We start from the raw sequence: 15,742 nt of genomic DNA, 5'->3' as shown, positions 1-15,742 counted from the left end.
GCACTCATCTCCAGGTTTTCTTCTTCTTCCAGCGACGGTCGGCGCGCACGCCCTCTTCCTTCATGCCCAGATAGAACTCCTTGATGTCCTCCTTCTCGCGCAGGCGGGCACAGGTGTCTTCCATCACGATGCGGCCGTTCTCCAGCACGTAGCCGTAGTCCGACGCATTGAGCGCCATGTTGGCGTTCTGCTCGACCAGCAGGATCGTGGTGCCGCGCTCACGGTTGATGCGCACGACGATCTCGAAGATCTCCTTGGTCAGCTTCGGGCTCAGGCCCAGGCTGGGTTCGTCCAGCAGGATCAGGTCGGGGTTGGCCATAAGCGCACGACTGATGGCCAGCATCTGCTGCTGGCCGCCCGAGAGCAGCCCCGCGTCCTGGGCGGCGCGCTCGCGCAGGATCGGGAAATAGTTGAACACCGCCTCCATGTCGCGCGCCACGCCGTCGCGGTCCTTGCGGGTGTAGGCACCCATCAGCAGGTTGTCGCGCACGGACAGCAGCGGGAACACCTCCCGCCCCTCGGGCACGTGCATCAGACCCTGCTGCACGATGTAGGCCGGGTCTTGGGCGGTGATGTTCTCGCCCTTGAACTCGACCGATCCCTTGCGCGGATCGATGATGCCGCTGATGGTCTTGAGGATGGTGGTCTTGCCGGCGCCATTGGAGCCCAACACGGTGGCGATCTCGCCACGGCGCACCTGCAGGCTCACGCCCCGGATCGCCTTGATGGGTCCGTAGGCGCTCTCGACGTTGAGCAGCTTGAGAACCGCGTTGTCGGTCACGGGCGCGGTCATGCGGACACTCCTTGCGCGTGCTCGCGTCGCAAACTGGAGACATCGTCGACCGTGCCCAGGTAGGCCTCGATCACGCCGGGGTGGCTTTGCACCTCCGAGGGTGTGCCGGTGGCCAGCTCGGCGCCCATGCTCATGGCCAGCACGCGGTCGGACACCTTGGAGACCAGGCTCATGTCGTGCTCGACCATCAGCACGGTGATGCCCAGCTCGTTCTTGATGTCACTGATCCAGAACGCCATGTCTTCGGTTTCCTCCACGTTCAGGCCCGACGATGGTTCGTCCAGCAGCAGCAGGCGCGGCTCGGTGCACAGCGCGCGCGCCAGCTCCACCACCTTGCGCACGCCATACGGGAGGCCAGCCACCATGCTTTCGCGGTGGTGCTGCAGGTCCAGGAAATCGATGACCTGCTCGACCTTTTCACGCGCCTCGATCTCGGCCCTTCGGGTTCGACTGGTGAAGAACATCTCGCTCCACAGACCGGTCTTGCGGTGGGTGTGGCGGCCGATCAGCAGGTTCTGCAGCACGGTGGCGTGCTCGAACAGCTCGATGTTCTGGAAGGTGCGCGCAATGCCCAGGCCGGCGATGCGGTGCGGGGGCTGCTCGGTCAGGCGCAGCATGCCCTGGGGCCCCAGATAGTCGATGGTGCCAGTGGTCGGCGTGTAGATGCGGCTGATCAGGTTGAACACCGTGGTCTTGCCGGCGCCGTTGGGACCGATCAGGGTGAATACCTCACCTTTGCGGACATCGAAACTGACGTTATTGACCGCCAGCACGCCGCCGAAGCGCACGCTCAGGTTGCGTGCGGACAGCAGCACCTCGGAGGAATCGGGTTGGATATGGCTCATTTGAGGCGATCCGATTTCTGGAAGGACTTCTGGCGCTTGAACATGCCCCGCCGGTAGAAGGGGAAAAGCTGGAACCAGGCCCGCACCTTGAGCCAGCGGCCGTACAGGCCCATGGGCTCGAACAGCACGAAGGCGATCAGCACCAGACCGTAGACCGTGCCCTGCAGCCCGGTGGACTGACCGATGGCCGTCGGCAGGAAGTCCTTGCCCATGGCAATCAACTGCGGCATCACGATCAGGAAGATGGCGCCCAGGAACGCCCCGTGCACCGACCCCAGGCCACCGATCACCACCATCAGCAGCAGGTCGATCGACTGGATGATGGAGAACTGCTCGGGCGAGAGGAACTGGATCTTGTGCGCATACAACGCCCCGCCCACCCCGGCCAGCGCGGCCGACAGCGCGAAGGACAGCGTCTTGTAGCGGGCCAGATGGATGCCCATGCTCTGTGCGGAGATCTCGGAATCGCGGATGGCCACGAACGCGCGACCGGTGGGCGAGCGCAGCAGGTTCACGATGGCCAGCGTGGCGATCACCGTCACCACCAGACACAGGAAGTAGAACTCGTTGGTCGAATCCAGCTCCCAGCCGAACATGGCCGGGTAGTTGACCATCAGGCCCGAATTGCCACCGGTCATGCCCTCCCAGCGCGCCAGGCCTTCCTCGACGATGAAGCCGAAGGCCAGCGTGGCCATACCCAGGTAGATCCCCTTGACGCGCAGCGCCGGCAGTCCCACCACCACGCCGACGGCGGCCGACAGCAGGGCGGCGGACAAGATGGCCAGCGGGAACGGCAGCCCGGCATTGACCATGACCGCCTGGGTATAAGCACCCACCCCCAGGAAAGCCGCATGGCCCAGCGAGAACAGGCCGGTGAAACCCGCCAGCAGCATCAGCCCCAGGCCCACGACGGCGTAAATCAGCACGAAGGTCAGCTGGGCCAGCCAGTACTCGGGAATCGCCCACGGGGCCACCAGCAGGCCCAGGCACAGCAGGCTGTACCAGAACACATGCCCGCCGTGCTTGGCCAGCCGGATGTCCTGGTCGTAATCGGTTTTGAAGATGAAGCGCATGGGATCTCCGGTCAGACTTTCTTGCGAAGCTTTTCACCGAACAGGCCATTGGGCTTGAGCACCAGCATGATCAGCACCACGATGTAGGGAGCGATGTCCTTGAAGCCCTCGGGCAGGTAGAAGCCGGACAAGGCCTCGACGATGCCGATCACCAGGCCGCCCACGATGGCCCCGGGCAGGCTGCCGAAGCCACCCACCACCGCCGCCGGGAAGGCCTTGAGACCGATGAAGCCCATGTTGGCGTGCACGAAGGTGATGGGCGCCAACAGCAGACCGGCAATGGCCGCCACGCCTGCGGCCAGCCCCCAGACCAGGCCGTTGAGCCGCTTGACCGGAATGCCCATGTAGTAGGCCGCCAACTGGTTCTGCGACGAGGCCTGCATGGCGATGCCCAGCTTGCTGTAGCGGAACATCGCAAACAGCAGGGCGCACAGCAACGCTGTCGCACCGATCACCACCAGCTGATCGGCCGAGATGACCAGCGACCCCAGGTTGATCACCTGCCCGGCGTAGGGCACCGGCAGGGTGTGGGTCTCGGTGCCGATGTTGGGGATCATGGTGATCAGCCCGCGCAGCACATAGCCCACCCCGATGGTCAGCATCACGATCGAGAAGGCCGGTTGCCCCAGGATGGGACGGATGACCAGTCGTTCGAGCAGGATGCCGAACAGCGCCATACCGATCACGGCCGCGAGGATGGACAGCCAGAAGGGAAAACCCAGCAGGGTCATGGTGAGCAGCCCGCCGAAGGCGCCGACCATCATCAGGTCGCCCTGGGCGAAGCTCACCGTTTCGGTGGCCTTGTAGATCAGCACGAAGCCCAGGGCAATCAGACCGTAGATGCACCCCTGGGCCACACCGCTGATGAGCAGTTGCAGCACTTGCACGCGTTGTCTCCTGGCATGGGCAATCGGTGTCGCCCGTTTGGTTTGCGCTGGTTATAGCTGTCTTGCACGAGACTGACGCTAGGGGTTGTCCCCCATCCGAAGTCGCGCGGGTGTCACCAAGATCACCTCACACCCGCAAGACACGCACCGCCATGACGCACCCACACCCGGTCCGCATCGAACACCTCGACGACATCATGGTCATCACGCTGGACCGGCCCGACGTGCGCAACGCCGTCGATGGAGACACCGCGCGTGCCCTGCATGCGGCCTTTCTGGCTTTCGAGGACGACGACCGCGCCCGCGTGGCCGTGTTCCATGGCGCACACGGCCATTTCTGTGCGGGCTGGGACCTGCAGCACGGCGCACGGCTGGCCGCCGCGGGCGAAGCCGGTGGCCTGGCGCAGCTGGATTTCGACAGCGAGGATCGTCGCGCCCCCGGACCCATGGGGCCGTCGCGTCTGCGCCTGTCCAAACCCGTGATCGCCGCCGTCAGCGGCGCCGCTGTCGCAGGCGGCATGGAGCTGGCGCTCTGGTGCGATTTGCGGGTGATGGAGGAAGACGCCTACTTCGGTGTGTACTGCCGGCGTTTCGGCGTCCCGCTCATCGACGGTGGCACGGTGCGCCTGCCCCGCCTGATCGGCATGGGTCATGCCATGGACCTGATCCTGACAGGCCGCAAGGTGGAGGCTGGCGAAGCCCTGGCCATGGGCCTGGCCAACCGGGTGGTCGCCCCGGGCATGGCGCGCGATGCCGCGGTGACCCTGGCCCGCCAGCTGGCGGGCTTTCCCCAGGCCACCATGCTGGCGGACCGCGAAAGCGCCTACACCCAGTGGGACCTGCCGTTCGGTCGGGCCCTGCAGCAGGAATGGCAGCGCGGCAAGGCCCGCATCCCGGACGCGCTGGCCGGCGCACAGCGTTTTGCCGCCGGGCACGGACGCCACGGCCAGTTCTGACACCGCGGACACCGGGCGGCGAGCGGCCTCATCCGCGACGCGGGGAATGGCTCCGGATGGCGCTCAGCGCTGCCTATCATCGACAGCATGTCCGCTCCCACCGTCCCCACGCCGCGCACCCCTGCTGCCGAGGTGCTGGTGCTCCAGCACACCATCGAAGACACCCCGGCCTATCTGGGCCACTGGCTGGACCGCGCGGGCGTTCGCTGGGACGTGTTCTGCGCCGAAGCCGGTGATCCTTACCCCTCCTCTGTCGCCGGTTACCGTGCGCTGGCGGTGCTCGGCGGTGAATGGGGGGCGAACGATGACCGGCCCTCGCTGCGGCAAGCCGAAGCGCTGATCCGCGAAGCCGATGCCCTGGGCATCCCGGTGATCGGCCATTGCCTGGGTGGCCAGCTGATGGCGCGGGCCTTTGGCGGGCGCGTCGAGCGTCTGCCCCAGCCCGAGATCGGCTGGCTGCCGATGCAGGTGTCGGACCTTTCCCAGGCCCGCGAATGGCTGGGTGACATCCGGGATGTCTTGGTCTACCAGTGGCACTACGACAGCTTCACAGGTCTGCCACCCGGTGCCCAGGTGCTGGCCCGCTCGGCCGCCTGTGCCCATCAGGCCTTTGCCATCGGTCCGCACCTGGCGATGCAGTTCCATGTCGAGATCACGCCCGCCAAGATCGACACCTGGCTGGCGCACCCTGGCACGGTCTATCCCGCCGCGGTGGCCGCCGGCCTGAGCACCGTGGAATCCCCTGAGATCATGCGCCAGTCCACGCAGCAGCACCAGGCGGGCAGCCAGGCGCTGGCCGACCACATCTACCAGTGCTGGCGTTCGCGCTGGCGGTGAAAACGATGACAGGCAGGATCAGTCGACCCAGTGCACCACCGGCCCCAGCTTGCGCTCGGCCATGAACATGGCTTCGCGCAGGGACAGCGCGATGCCGCCGTCGTGCCAGGGCGGCGTCACGGCTGGTGTGTGGTAGCGGATGTAGTAACACTCGACGGCACGGTTGCCGGCCAGTTCCGGCGGATCTTCGGTGTCACCCGAGCCGTACAGGGTGTCGTGGCGGATGATGCGCACATCGCAGGGCGTGACCCCGGCGTACAGCCACCTGCCACGCCGAATGCTGGGGAGTTCGTCCACGAGGGGAGCCATGTGTTGTCTCCTGACGCTTGCCTACATGATCGTCACTGGCCGGATGCTTCCGGTCTGAAAATCATCATAGGGGCAAGGCAGCCGACTGCCAAGCTGGAAACCCCAGGCTCCCCGTGGGAAGGACGGTCTCAGGCGGAAGGAGCCTGCTCGTCTGTGGCGTCGGGCGAGGCCGGGGCCTGCGGATCGGCGTTCTCGTCTTCGGGGGAGCGGTCCTGGCCGCCCTGCGCCTTGCGCTGGGCCTTTTCTTCCTTCTTGCGCTTCTTCTCCAGCTCCCGCTGACGCTTCTCGAACTGGTAATTGGGTTTGGCCATGGGCGTCCTTGTGATCGTTTGAATACCGCCCACGATACAGCATCTGGCGGCCAATGCCCTCACAACCAGCGCCGCACCCTCGCGGTGTACTGCGTGTAGGCATCGCCGAACAGCTGCTGCAGGGCCCGCTCCTCGGGCAGGATCTGGAAACGGGTGATGTACAGCACGAACATCAGCGGGCCCAGAAAAGGCCACAGGGCCGCCAGGTACACGGCCCAGGCCGACAACATGAAGCCCATGCCCACGTACATGGGATTTCGGGTGATGCGGTAGACACCGCCGGTCACCAGTGTCGATGCGCGCTGCGGCGCCAGGGGGTTGATGGTGGTGCGGGAAGCCCGGAAGGCCAGCAGACCGGCCAGATCAAACGTCAGCGCGACCAGCACAAGTCCACCCGCCAGCACCAGCCGGACCGTGTCATTCAGTGCGATGGCCGGTCCCGGCGATGCCAGCCACCACATGCCCAGACCGACCAGCGCACCCACCAGGGGCGGCGGCACCTTGTGTTCCAGCCAGCGCAGCGACATCAAACCAGCACCTCCACCAGCAGCCAGGCCAACAATCCGTACACGCCAAACGCCCCGACGGTGGCGCCGATCGACGAACCACGGTCACGCAGCAAAGCCAGCAATGCCAGGCATGACATCAGGTACATGACGACCGCCATGACGTACGCCTGCGGCGCGGGGACGAACGTCGGTGTGCCGCCGCGGCGCGGAGAGGTCTCAAACCCCGCATAAGCCACGACCAGAGAGCCACCCAGCAAACCCAGCAGGCACAGGGCTGCAATCGACAGCTTCGCGGGCAGGGTCAAGGGCAGCCTGGTGTTCATTGGCCAACCTCATATCGCAACTCCACCATGCCAGTCCCCATCTGCCGGGTGGAGACCAGGCGCAGCACCGGACCGAGGATCTGGCGGGGCAAGAGCGGTTTGCCGCGCCCCAGGGTGGCCGATCCGACCTGCACGATGAGCTCATCAAGGAGGCCGGCGTCGTGGAACTGCCCGGCCAGGTCACCCCCGCCCACCACCCAGATGTTCTTGCCATTCGCCGCCGCGCGCATGTCTTCGACGACATCGACCACATTCCCCCGTGCCCAGCGGACATCGGCTCCCGCCACCACCGGCAGATCCCGATGGGTGAACACCCAGGTGGGTTGTGTGTACGGCCAGGCAGCGCCCGTCTCGGCCGCCACCTCATCCGAGTGTGTGCGAATCCAGTCGTAGGTGGCCGACCCCATGGCCAGCGCACCCACCTGGCCGATGAAGTCCGGGTAGCTGGAATCCTGCACACTGCCCAAGGGAAACAGCCAGTCCAGAGAATCGTCTTCGGTGGCAATGAAGCCATCGAGCGAAGAAGCCACGTAGTACTGGATCTTCATGATCGGTCGTGCTCTCTGTGTCTCAAGCCCGCGCGGTCACTCACCACTGGGCAGAGAAGCGCTACTTGGTCTGGGTAAACGACAGGACAAACACCATACCAAAGGCACCGACCGAAGCAGTGCGCCCATTGACCGTGGTGTAGGACGCGACCCCCAGCGGGTGATAGGTGGACACGAAAGCCGTCAAAGCCCCCACGCCCAGCGCACCGGCGATCGGGCTGCGCTCGGCAATGGTTTCCCTGATCTCCGCCCGGTGTTGCTCGGGCGACGGGTTGAACACGAAGGCGGCGGTGGTGACGGCGGCACCGACCAGAGCGGCAACGACAGCAGTTTTGGGCATGGCGGATCGGATGCTGGTGACGTGGATACTCACGCCCGCACGGTCACATGTCGTGGGTGCAAGCGCTCGATCGCGACCTGGACCTCGGCGGCCAAGGCGGTGCAGAAATCACTGCGAGCCGGGCTGGTCTGCAACATCTGGTGCAAGGTCTCCAGGTGCTCGTCATCAATGCAGTCCTGGTTGAACCACAGCGCCCCACAGCGGCCAGCCCGGTCAAGGAAGAGGTAGCGGTGGGTATCATCATCCAGAGCGGTCATGCCGATCACGAGGTAGGCCCGATTCAGTTGCGCGGTCTGCTCTGCAGAGAAGGCCTCATCGAACTCGGGCCGGCCTTCCCACACGCCATGGATGAAGTCCAGCAGACCATGGCGAAGCGGGTAGCGCTCCGGCGACGCCTGCGTGGTGTTGGCCAGCAGCCTCCCGGCACTGAACAGGCTCAAAGCGCCCCAGCCCTGCCCGACATCGATCCCCCCGTGTGCCAGGTAAAACGCGGTCAGATCACCCGGCAAAGGGAACCCCGATGCCCGCTCCAAGGCCTGGACCGTGGCGAGGTCGTCCGGCCCCGTCCAGACGATCTGAGGACCCATCTGCCGAGCGGGATCGTCCAACGTCTGGAGAAGCCCGGCATAGCGGTCCAGCACCGCCATGAGCGTGTCGATCGATGACGGACTCATTGCCGGTCGGCCATCACCGAACTGATTTTTTTCTGGTCGGCGTGCCGGACGTAGCCGCTGATGGCCGAGACGACGTTGCCGTTGGTCATCAGCTCCTGCATGGCCACCTGACCTACCAGTTCAAACGCCTTCTTCATGGCCAGCGGGTCGGCCTTCTGGGCCGCATTCAGTTCGGCCGGGCAGTTCTCCACCAGCAACCGGGTGATCAAGCTCCCGATGTACTTGTCCGTGTTCAGTCGATCCGACTCCGTCACCTTGGCGTAGGCGGTGATGTCCGGATGGGCGGCCATGGCGAAGTAGATCCATTTGGCCAGTTCCTTGCGCTCCTTGCCCGAGAGCGAATCCACCAGACAGGTACCCAGACTCTGGGCGTTGGCAGCCAACGGCGCCAGAGCGCCGACGCCGATGGACAATGCGGCCAGACTGCTGACCATGAGCTTTTTCATGTGTTCCCCTCCCGTGCAAATTTGAGACGCCTGATGGCGCTTGGGATGATACCTGCGCACCAGCGGCTACACAGGCAACCAGCGCCACCAGAACGGCTCGCGAGCCTGCTCGCGTGCACCCAGCTGACGCAGCCGTTGGGCCAGGGCGTGGTGGCCATGCCTGATGGCGGCCTCCAGCGGCGACAGGTTGTCCATCACCGACACCAGGTTGGGATCTGCACCGTGTGCCAGCAAGCAGTCCGCCACCGCCAGGTGACCCTCGATCACGCTGGCCACGAGCGGCGTTCGAAGAATCTCGGGGTGCTGATGGTTGGGATCGGCCCCTTCCGCCAGGTGGTACCGGACGACGGACAGGTTACCCTCCTCGGCGGCCTGGTAGAGGCTTTTCCAATCTCCTGCGGACATATCGCTCCTTGCCTGTCGTCGGTTCAGGGATTGCGCGGCGTTGTCTGGCGGGCGTCGCGCACGGCGTTCAAAAGGGGGAGCATGGCCTGCAGCAACCCGGCCATCGCAGCCCCCTGCTCATCGGGTGACCAGCCTGTCTGGAACTCCGCCACCTCCAGTCCGACGATGGGGTGCGTTGCCAGCGCCTCCATCGCTGTTGCCAGGCGCTCAAGGCTCAGGCCACCGGGGACCTGGAAGTCGGTGGGCACCAGCCCAGGCTCCAGCACATCGCAGTCCAGGTGCACATACACCGGCTGGCCCTGCAAGCGCCTGAGCAGGGCCCCAGACAGATCGGGCTCATCGGCGCGGATGAGGGTCACCGGGCCGGATCCGATGAGCTGCGCTTCGAACGGATCCAGATCGCGCGACCCCACCAGCACCACCCGGGCCAGATCCACCGCATCCCCGAAGCCGGTGTGCCACAGCCCTGCGGGACCAGAGATGGCCATACCCCCCAGGTAGCCGCTGGCTGTCGAAGTGGGCGTGTTCAGATCGGCGTGGGCATCGAACCAGACAATCGTCGCCTCAGGATGCGCCTGGGCCACCACCGGCAGCGTGGCCAGCGCTGCGGCACAGCGGTTGAGCGCGGTGATCGGCGTGCCACCGCCGGACAGCACCGACCGAAGGTGATCCGCCAACTGGGTGAGACCCGGCTGCGCCGCCGCCAGCTCCGCCGCCCACCCCTGATTGAGCGGGGTCTGTGGCCGGCACCCCACGGTGGTGAAAGGCAAGCACAGGTGAGCAGCGATGGCTTCCATCACCATCTGGGCACCTGGCCAGGCCAGGTCATTGCGGTCGCCGGCGCGTCCCTGGTAGGCGGTCAGAGCGATGGGCATGGGGATTGCAAGGTTCAAGATACAGGTGCTGACACGGGTAGTAGTTTGCGGGTCGCAGTTCAGTTGACCATCAGTTGTCGACGAAGCCTGTCCCCCAGGCCCGCGTTTCGTCGTGATTTCGAAGGTCGATGCGGTGATCCACCGCGGCCTTCATCGCCATGAGGACCGATACCCAACCAGCGACCATTTCCATACGAATGGACTCATCAACCTCCGTGGCCAGCAGAGAAAGATCGGTGCCCCCGCGACCATCACCGGCTAGCGAGAACTCGACCACTGTTCCGAAATACTCAAGCTTCAAGATTTCAGGCGCTCGCCTGAGCAAGATGCGACCAGCGAATGGCTCATAGTTGAGGATACAGAAGGTGACGACCCCGTCAACTTCCGGCGCGGTCTCTGCCCAGAAGCGCGCTCTTCCGGCATCGGTGGCCAGCGCGTCAAAGACCATTTCGGGTGATGACCTGAAGTGGACTTTCCATCTTATGGTGCCTGGCTCTGACTGGAACGACATTCACGTCTCCTATGACCGACCTTGACGCCCAAGGTCTGAACTGAGGGGTCGGAACCGGCATGGCGCTTGGCGCGCTCCAGCGAAAGGGGTAGCCGCCGCATTCGCCGACGCGATTCACCTGGCGGGTTGGGGTTTGACGCAGGCTTGAGCCTTTGCGGGAACGCACTCACCAGCGCAGACAGCATTGCCTGCTCGGTCTGTCGACGACGCCCCACGAGGCGCATTCGAGCAGAACAAGTCGCCTCTGAGGTCCTTCGTGCAGTAGCCAGGGCCACAAACGGGACTGCCGTATCGATCGATTGCGATCCCGCCACCCGGCGTCGAACAGATGACATCGCCGTATCGATCTTTCAGGCAAGTGGAATCGGGCGCTGGGCAGACGAGCCGCCCCTCACGATTGGCGGTGCACGTCGTGTCGCTTGCCAATGCAACAGGACTGACCATCAGCGGCGCCAGCAACAGAGCGGTTAGCAGATGAATTTTCATGGGCAAAAGCAGAACAAGGGGGAAGCCTTGATGCGCAGCATAGACCATGAGCGCTTCGCAGCCCAGGTCTCACGGCGATGGAGTTCCGCCACGGGCGATGGGCTAGATCTCACTGCGATGGAACTCCATCGTCCAGTTCGTTTCCCACGTACTGCCGCCGTCAGCCGAGAACGCCTGCGCCCATTGCGGATTGCCACGCGGGTTGGCATGCCAGGTGAAGCGCACCTTGATGGGCCGCCCATCGAGGGTGTCGTTGGCGTAGAAGAGGCCGACGTTGTTGGCAAAGGCGCCAACGACCGGGACGTCGAGGTTGTGAGGCGCACGTCCATCGAGCCACCAGATGGACCACGACCGTGACTTGGTGTCGAAGGAGCGGAATGCCGCAGCGCGGACCTGCTCCCGGGGAAAGCACAGGAGGTTGTCTTCAACGTTGCCAAACCCTCCGAGGATCTTCCGCGTGGAAGACGTGCCATGGAATTCGGTCCACTCGGTACACCCGGTGAGGCGAGAGTTCAACCGGCGGTGACGCACGCGCCAGTCACCAATGATGAAGTCGAAGTCCGTTGGGGGATTGGCTGGATCCGGGATAGACATAGGCACCTTGACCACGAGCGGAATGAAATACAGCGCAAGCAAGCTGCACACAAGGAAGTGGAGTCCACATACGACATGTCAGGCCGCGCGGCAGAGCAGCTTGATTGCCAGCCCGAACCCCATGAGAACCACGCCAAGTTGCATGGTTCCAGGATCCCTGGGGTACCCGATCGGTCGAAAGTGTCTCCATGGACCGATCGTGGAGCCGACGATATCGACAGATTTTCCAGGGCGAATCTGATGGGTGAACGGATCGGAATGCTTGTACGACACCTCGGCAGGGCCAATCTGTGCACCCCCAACCTCGAGGTCGACTGTGCATCGCAGAAAGCGTTGGGGTGCTTCAGGAGGCAATGAGGGCGCGGAAAATCCAGGTTCGGATCCAGGCGTGCACGAGCGAACAACTCCCGTTGCGCTACCTTGCGTGACCGCAACGATAGCGTCGTACGTCAAAGTGACAGTGCCGCTGGCGAGAAGGAGTACCCCAATGCCAGTACAGCTTGTCAAGACTCGGAGCGCGACAAGCATTTAGTGCAGCCAACGTCGGAGTTGACCCGCACGCAGCGGCATTGCGCCGCGAGGCGTATGCTCACCTGCACGCTTTGCGGCGCAATGCCGCTGCGTGTCCGCGTCGAACGACCTGTTAGACCGCACGGCCGCTCCCCCAGTCTCGCTTCAGAAGGGAATGCAGCATCAAGTCGTGGTGCAAGCCCGCCCAGTAACCAGCTTCTCGCAAGAGCCCTTCCTCGACGAAACCAAACTTCCCGAGCAATGCCAGGGACGGTCGGTTGTCGGGATGCACCTGCGCTTCCACGCGGTTCAACGCCATCTCGGCAAATCCCCAACCAAGAACCGCCGCCAACGCCTCCGTCATGTACCCGCGCCCCTGGTGCAACCGAGAGATCTCATAGCCGATGACGCACGTTCTCCACCTCGGATTCCAGCGGAACAGCCCGCACGTTCCGATGAGGCCAGGCGCCCTTTTCAGCTGGATGCCCCACCGTGTGCCGGACGCAGGTTCCTGACGCCACTTCGCAAACGTATGGACCAGCGTTATCGCCGCTTCGATGTCTGTCAGGGGATCCGAGCCAAACCACTTCATATGTTCGGCGTCGCCATGGATTCTCAGCAAATCCTCAGCGTCAGCATCAGCAATCTCCCGCAGAACGAGGTTCTGGGTCTGGAGTTCAGGAAAGTTGCCCATAGTGCGGTCTAACTACCAAGGTAACCGGCGCCGGAGCCCGCCAGGGCGGAGGGTACAACCAAGGGCCATGAGAATGCCGAAGGCATGGCCCTTGGTTGCGTCCGCGTTGACCTGACAGTTAGGCTGAGGCGCGAAGTGGAAGGTTTTTATGGTGCGGCTGCCTGCATTTTGAGTGTTGCACTTCAAATATCAATCCGCGTGGGGAATAGATGCTTGGATGGGTGGGGTACTACACGGCGTTGCAATTATTATTTAAGTCATGCCTTCGTTTCTTTTGCAAGTCTATTTAATGGGGTGTACGCCTTTTGCTTGTTCAGTTTATTGGCAGCAGCATCTTTTCGGAAGATGTGCCTGAACAGCCCCTCTAGTTCGACAACTTGACTAGGTGGAATGTTGTCCCACACTTCGAACACTGAGCAATGAGTCCATAGGTCTGCTTTGCTGGAATTGTGACTCTTTAGTCTTCCCTTCACACCCGTCTTGTCTCCACGAGCCATTCCAACATATACAACGTTCATCTGGCTTTTTCCTCGAGCCGTAGACACTTCTTCGTATAGAACATAGATGCCTCTAACGAGGGAAGGAATGGAGCTAATATTTTCACGTGCTACGAATTCGTAGCTTCTTTTAAAGAGATAGCAATGTGCGACCATGATGTTGCCGGGTGGAAGGATGTAGAAGGCCTAACGTTTGAATTCACCGGCCGCCGGAGGCGGTCTGGTGGAACGCCCTGTTAGCCGTCACTGCTCGGTTTCTCCAGCCACTTCTTGGCCACGAGTGCACACGTACGCTCAGATTTCACGGGCGCAGCCCTATGGACAGCGCCCTCGAGCCTGGCGCAGAGGAACGCAAGGATCGCGCGGAAGTCCCGGGCGGAGCCTTCGTGCGGTTTCAGGAGGTCCATCTCTCGAAACGTGCCGAAGATCTTGATGTCCTTCAGTGGTGCGATCAACTGCTTTATGCGGTCGCGATGGGAGGCATGCGCCAAGGACACAGACGATGCCTCATGCGCGAACTCGTTGCGGATGCGTCGAATCAGGTTCAGCGCTCGCGTGAATTCCGCATCCAGCAGCCCGAGTCTGTAGCTCATTTGAATTCTGGCGCTGAATGTGCCAAGCGGTGAATCGCCATCCAACAGCTCGTCTGAAGAGGATGTGGATGGCAGAAGAACAGCAGTAATCAACTGCTTTAAAAGGATGTCAAGGCGGGCCGCACCCAGTATGACGCACGCCCTGTCCGACTCCTTTGCGAACTCCATCACGAACGCCTTAAACACCTCGAGGCGTTCAGGATCGTCTGTCTTCTTTTCGTCGCTCGGTGCAGGTGTAGGTGTGGTTCCCGCCGGTGCAGTGGGCGCCTTCGATTTATTGGATGTCGCCATGAGTCTGTCGATTACTTAATGTGACGTCTAACGTTTGAGCTGAGGGGCCGCCGCCGGGAAGGCGACTGGCCCGCGAGGCGAATGATAGACAGCGAGCGCCTCGCGGGACAGGCGACTTGCCGGTGGAGGTCCCCGCTCCAGCGAAGGGTTAGGCGTCACTGCGCCAGCCACAGCCATAGCGGTGCAAGAGGCAGGAGAAACGGAGCCGACATGGAGAAGACCAGCACTGCGAGAAGCAGAACATCGCCCACGCCGTCCGAGGCCAGTGACGCGGCCAACGCGAGCGCAAAGCTGGCGCAGGCTAGGACGATGGCGAGCACCTTGACTAGGGAAGTGGTGTTGAGCTTGCCTTTCCGGTGGAGGTGCGCCCCAACTGCTGGAAAGACGGCGATGACAAACCCAGCGATGAGCGCAGTGACCAAGCCAATGAACATGTAGCCTTGGATCGCGCCTGAGTCTTCCTGAGGGTTCCAACTGGGCGAGGCGAAGTCGAGGTAGGCCAGGAAGAAGAATGTGACCGGAAGGGCTAAGGCGAAGCACGCTGTCAGAGTGGAAGCGCGCAAGTAGCGTGGCCTACTGATGCTCGGCATTGGTGACGCCTAACGTTGGAACTCAGCCGCCGGCGTAGCCGGTCGGCTGGAGTGAATTGTTAGGAGTCATTCGTTCCACTCATATCGATTTGCATACGCTTGGCACGTCTATTCCAGAAATTAGCAAAACTAAACTTATAAAAGACAAAGAAGAAAACCACGAAGAACAGGATACAAGCAACCGCGTCGAAGTAGCTAAAGCCATGTCTTGGAAAAACTAGCGCAAGATAAAGAAGCACGCCATAGAAGCCTCCGAAAAAGACGGCCATCTTGGCTACCCGGGCGCTAGTCATTTCTTCGTTCTTGGCGGGGCGAAGCGAAACAAAAGGCCACCATCCCCAATCCATGTCGGTTAGCCGATTCATGAAGCTTTCCATTGCTTCTCCCGTTAACTCCTAACTTTGATTTACACGACAAAAAGTCGGATACCCACAACCGAAGTCGGATAACAACGGTCGGCACATACCAAAAATCTGTTTTGAATCATCGTCTTATCGTGTCATGCTGTATGCATGAACAGGTATAACAGAACCGACAAACCCGACTGGACCCCTCCCCGGTCCCAGCGGTTGCTCGATCAGGTGCGCGAGCGTATACGGTATTTGCACTACAGCTTACAGACGGAGAAGGCCTACGTCCACTGGACCAAGGCCTTTGTGTTGTGGACAGCACGACAGGGCAGCCAGGGCTTTCGGCACCCGCGCTTGTTGGGGCAGGCTGAACCGCCCCGGGAATTGAGGAGGCTCCAACGTCTGAGAATATGGAGCCATGACAAAGTCAAACAAGTTCTCACCCGAGGTCCGCGAGCGCGCCGTGCGCATGGTGCAGGAGCACCGAGGCGACTA

Annotated in this window: 22 protein-coding genes and 1 pseudogene; 3 read left to right on the top strand and 20 right to left on the bottom strand. The window is 62.7% G+C overall.

Annotated features, from left to right (window positions below; genetic code table 11):
• Positions 1-4: 4 nt before the first annotated feature.
• The 4 genes from ACFQNJ_RS02740 to ACFQNJ_RS02725 are packed head-to-tail and all read right to left on the bottom strand — an operon-like array spanning position 5 to position 3,598.
• Positions 5-793 (bottom strand): ABC transporter ATP-binding protein, encoded by a 789-nt coding sequence (locus tag ACFQNJ_RS02740; protein WP_374640933.1) that lies wholly within the window; start codon positions 791-793, stop codon positions 5-7.
• Entirely contained in the window at positions 790-1,638 is an 849-nt protein-coding gene (locus ACFQNJ_RS02735; protein ID WP_382253670.1) for an ABC transporter ATP-binding protein, read from the bottom strand. The genes ACFQNJ_RS02740 and ACFQNJ_RS02735 overlap by 4 nt, the downstream gene beginning before the upstream one ends.
• On the bottom strand, positions 1,635-2,711 hold the full coding sequence (locus ACFQNJ_RS02730) for a branched-chain amino acid ABC transporter permease (RefSeq protein ID WP_382253668.1): 1,077 nt from the start codon (positions 2,709-2,711) through the stop codon (positions 1,635-1,637). The genes ACFQNJ_RS02735 and ACFQNJ_RS02730 overlap by 4 nt, the downstream gene beginning before the upstream one ends.
• 11 nt (positions 2,712-2,722) lie before the next feature.
• Positions 2,723-3,598: a branched-chain amino acid ABC transporter permease gene (locus ACFQNJ_RS02725; RefSeq protein WP_382253666.1), complete on the bottom strand. Its 876-nt coding sequence runs from the start codon at positions 3,596-3,598 to the stop codon at positions 2,723-2,725.
• 152 nt (positions 3,599-3,750) lie between these two features.
• Here ACFQNJ_RS02725 and ACFQNJ_RS02720 point away from each other — a divergent pair, with 152 nt between their 5' ends.
• Together ACFQNJ_RS02720 and ACFQNJ_RS02715 are read left to right on the top strand one after the other, a co-directional pair.
• On the top strand, positions 3,751-4,554 hold the full coding sequence (locus ACFQNJ_RS02720; protein WP_382253664.1) for a crotonase/enoyl-CoA hydratase family protein: 804 nt from the start codon (positions 3,751-3,753) through the stop codon (positions 4,552-4,554).
• Between the two features lie 87 nt (positions 4,555-4,641).
• Positions 4,642-5,391, top strand: a complete 750-nt coding sequence (locus ACFQNJ_RS02715; protein ID WP_382253663.1) for a type 1 glutamine amidotransferase — start codon at positions 4,642-4,644, stop codon at positions 5,389-5,391.
• A gap of 18 nt (positions 5,392-5,409) precedes the next feature.
• Here ACFQNJ_RS02715 and ACFQNJ_RS02710 read toward each other — a convergent pair whose 3' ends face one another.
• The 16 genes from ACFQNJ_RS02710 to ACFQNJ_RS02635 all read right to left on the bottom strand — a co-directional run bounded on the left by ACFQNJ_RS02710 (position 5,410) and on the right by ACFQNJ_RS02635 (position 15,274).
• A complete protein-coding gene (locus tag ACFQNJ_RS02710) occupies positions 5,410-5,700 on the bottom strand; it encodes a hypothetical protein (RefSeq protein WP_382253661.1) in 291 nt (96 codons plus the stop codon).
• Positions 5,701-5,828: 128 nt separating this feature from the next.
• On the bottom strand, positions 5,829-6,011 hold the full coding sequence (locus tag ACFQNJ_RS02705) for a hypothetical protein (RefSeq protein ID WP_382253659.1): 183 nt from the start codon (positions 6,009-6,011) through the stop codon (positions 5,829-5,831).
• A gap of 59 nt (positions 6,012-6,070) precedes the next feature.
• The gene (locus ACFQNJ_RS02700; protein ID WP_382253658.1) at positions 6,071-6,538 is read right to left on the bottom strand and encodes a methyltransferase family protein; all 468 of its coding nucleotides are present in this window, start codon (positions 6,536-6,538) and stop codon (positions 6,071-6,073) included.
• Complete coding sequence (locus ACFQNJ_RS02695) at positions 6,538-6,843, bottom strand: hypothetical protein (RefSeq protein ID WP_382253656.1); 306 nt, start codon at positions 6,841-6,843, stop codon at positions 6,538-6,540. Before ACFQNJ_RS02695 ends, ACFQNJ_RS02700 begins: the two co-directional genes overlap by 1 nt.
• On the bottom strand, positions 6,840-7,391 hold the full coding sequence (locus ACFQNJ_RS02690) for a dihydrofolate reductase family protein (protein WP_382253654.1): 552 nt from the start codon (positions 7,389-7,391) through the stop codon (positions 6,840-6,842). The genes ACFQNJ_RS02695 and ACFQNJ_RS02690 overlap by 4 nt, the downstream gene beginning before the upstream one ends.
• A gap of 61 nt (positions 7,392-7,452) precedes the next feature.
• Entirely contained in the window at positions 7,453-7,731 is a 279-nt protein-coding gene (locus ACFQNJ_RS02685) for a hypothetical protein (protein WP_382253652.1), read from the bottom strand.
• 29 nt (positions 7,732-7,760) lie between these two features.
• Positions 7,761-8,405: an SMI1/KNR4 family protein gene (locus ACFQNJ_RS02680; protein ID WP_382253651.1), complete on the bottom strand. Its 645-nt coding sequence runs from the start codon at positions 8,403-8,405 to the stop codon at positions 7,761-7,763.
• Positions 8,402-8,851 (bottom strand): hypothetical protein, encoded by a 450-nt coding sequence (locus ACFQNJ_RS02675; protein WP_382253649.1) that lies wholly within the window; start codon positions 8,849-8,851, stop codon positions 8,402-8,404. The genes ACFQNJ_RS02680 and ACFQNJ_RS02675 overlap by 4 nt, the downstream gene beginning before the upstream one ends.
• A gap of 66 nt (positions 8,852-8,917) precedes the next feature.
• Entirely contained in the window at positions 8,918-9,256 is a 339-nt protein-coding gene (locus tag ACFQNJ_RS02670) for an ankyrin repeat domain-containing protein (RefSeq protein WP_382253648.1), read from the bottom strand.
• 23 nt (positions 9,257-9,279) lie between these two features.
• The gene (locus ACFQNJ_RS02665; RefSeq protein ID WP_382253646.1) at positions 9,280-10,131 is read right to left on the bottom strand and encodes an arginase family protein; all 852 of its coding nucleotides are present in this window, start codon (positions 10,129-10,131) and stop codon (positions 9,280-9,282) included.
• 70 nt (positions 10,132-10,201) lie between these two features.
• The gene (locus tag ACFQNJ_RS02660; RefSeq protein WP_382253644.1) at positions 10,202-10,642 is read right to left on the bottom strand and encodes an SRPBCC family protein; all 441 of its coding nucleotides are present in this window, start codon (positions 10,640-10,642) and stop codon (positions 10,202-10,204) included.
• A 588-nt stretch (positions 10,643-11,230) separates the two neighbouring features.
• Complete coding sequence (locus tag ACFQNJ_RS02655; protein WP_382253642.1) at positions 11,231-11,764, bottom strand: DUF1579 domain-containing protein; 534 nt, start codon at positions 11,762-11,764, stop codon at positions 11,231-11,233.
• 601 nt (positions 11,765-12,365) lie between these two features.
• Positions 12,366-12,926, bottom strand: coding sequence for a GNAT family N-acetyltransferase (locus ACFQNJ_RS02650; protein ID WP_382253640.1), 561 nt, complete (start codon positions 12,924-12,926; stop codon positions 12,366-12,368).
• Between the two features lie 733 nt (positions 12,927-13,659).
• Positions 13,660-14,307, bottom strand: coding sequence for a hypothetical protein (locus ACFQNJ_RS02645; RefSeq protein WP_382253639.1), 648 nt, complete (start codon positions 14,305-14,307; stop codon positions 13,660-13,662).
• A 155-nt stretch (positions 14,308-14,462) separates the two neighbouring features.
• Complete coding sequence (locus tag ACFQNJ_RS02640) at positions 14,463-14,870, bottom strand: hypothetical protein (RefSeq protein ID WP_382253637.1); 408 nt, start codon at positions 14,868-14,870, stop codon at positions 14,463-14,465.
• 86 nt (positions 14,871-14,956) lie between these two features.
• Entirely contained in the window at positions 14,957-15,274 is a 318-nt protein-coding gene (locus ACFQNJ_RS02635; RefSeq protein ID WP_382253635.1) for a hypothetical protein, read from the bottom strand.
• 135 nt (positions 15,275-15,409) lie between these two features.
• Here ACFQNJ_RS02635 and ACFQNJ_RS02630 point away from each other — a divergent pair.
• Positions 15,410-15,607: pseudogene (locus ACFQNJ_RS02630) on the top strand (phage integrase N-terminal SAM-like domain-containing protein); the annotation flags it as partial.
• Positions 15,608-15,742: the final 135 nt, after the last annotated feature.

Origin of the sequence: Hydrogenophaga bisanensis, from assembly GCF_042665135.1 — a bacterium.
Classification (GTDB): domain Bacteria; phylum Pseudomonadota; class Gammaproteobacteria; order Burkholderiales; family Burkholderiaceae_C; genus Hydrogenophaga; species Hydrogenophaga bisanensis.
This window is presented reverse-complemented; position numbering and strand designations above follow the sequence as displayed.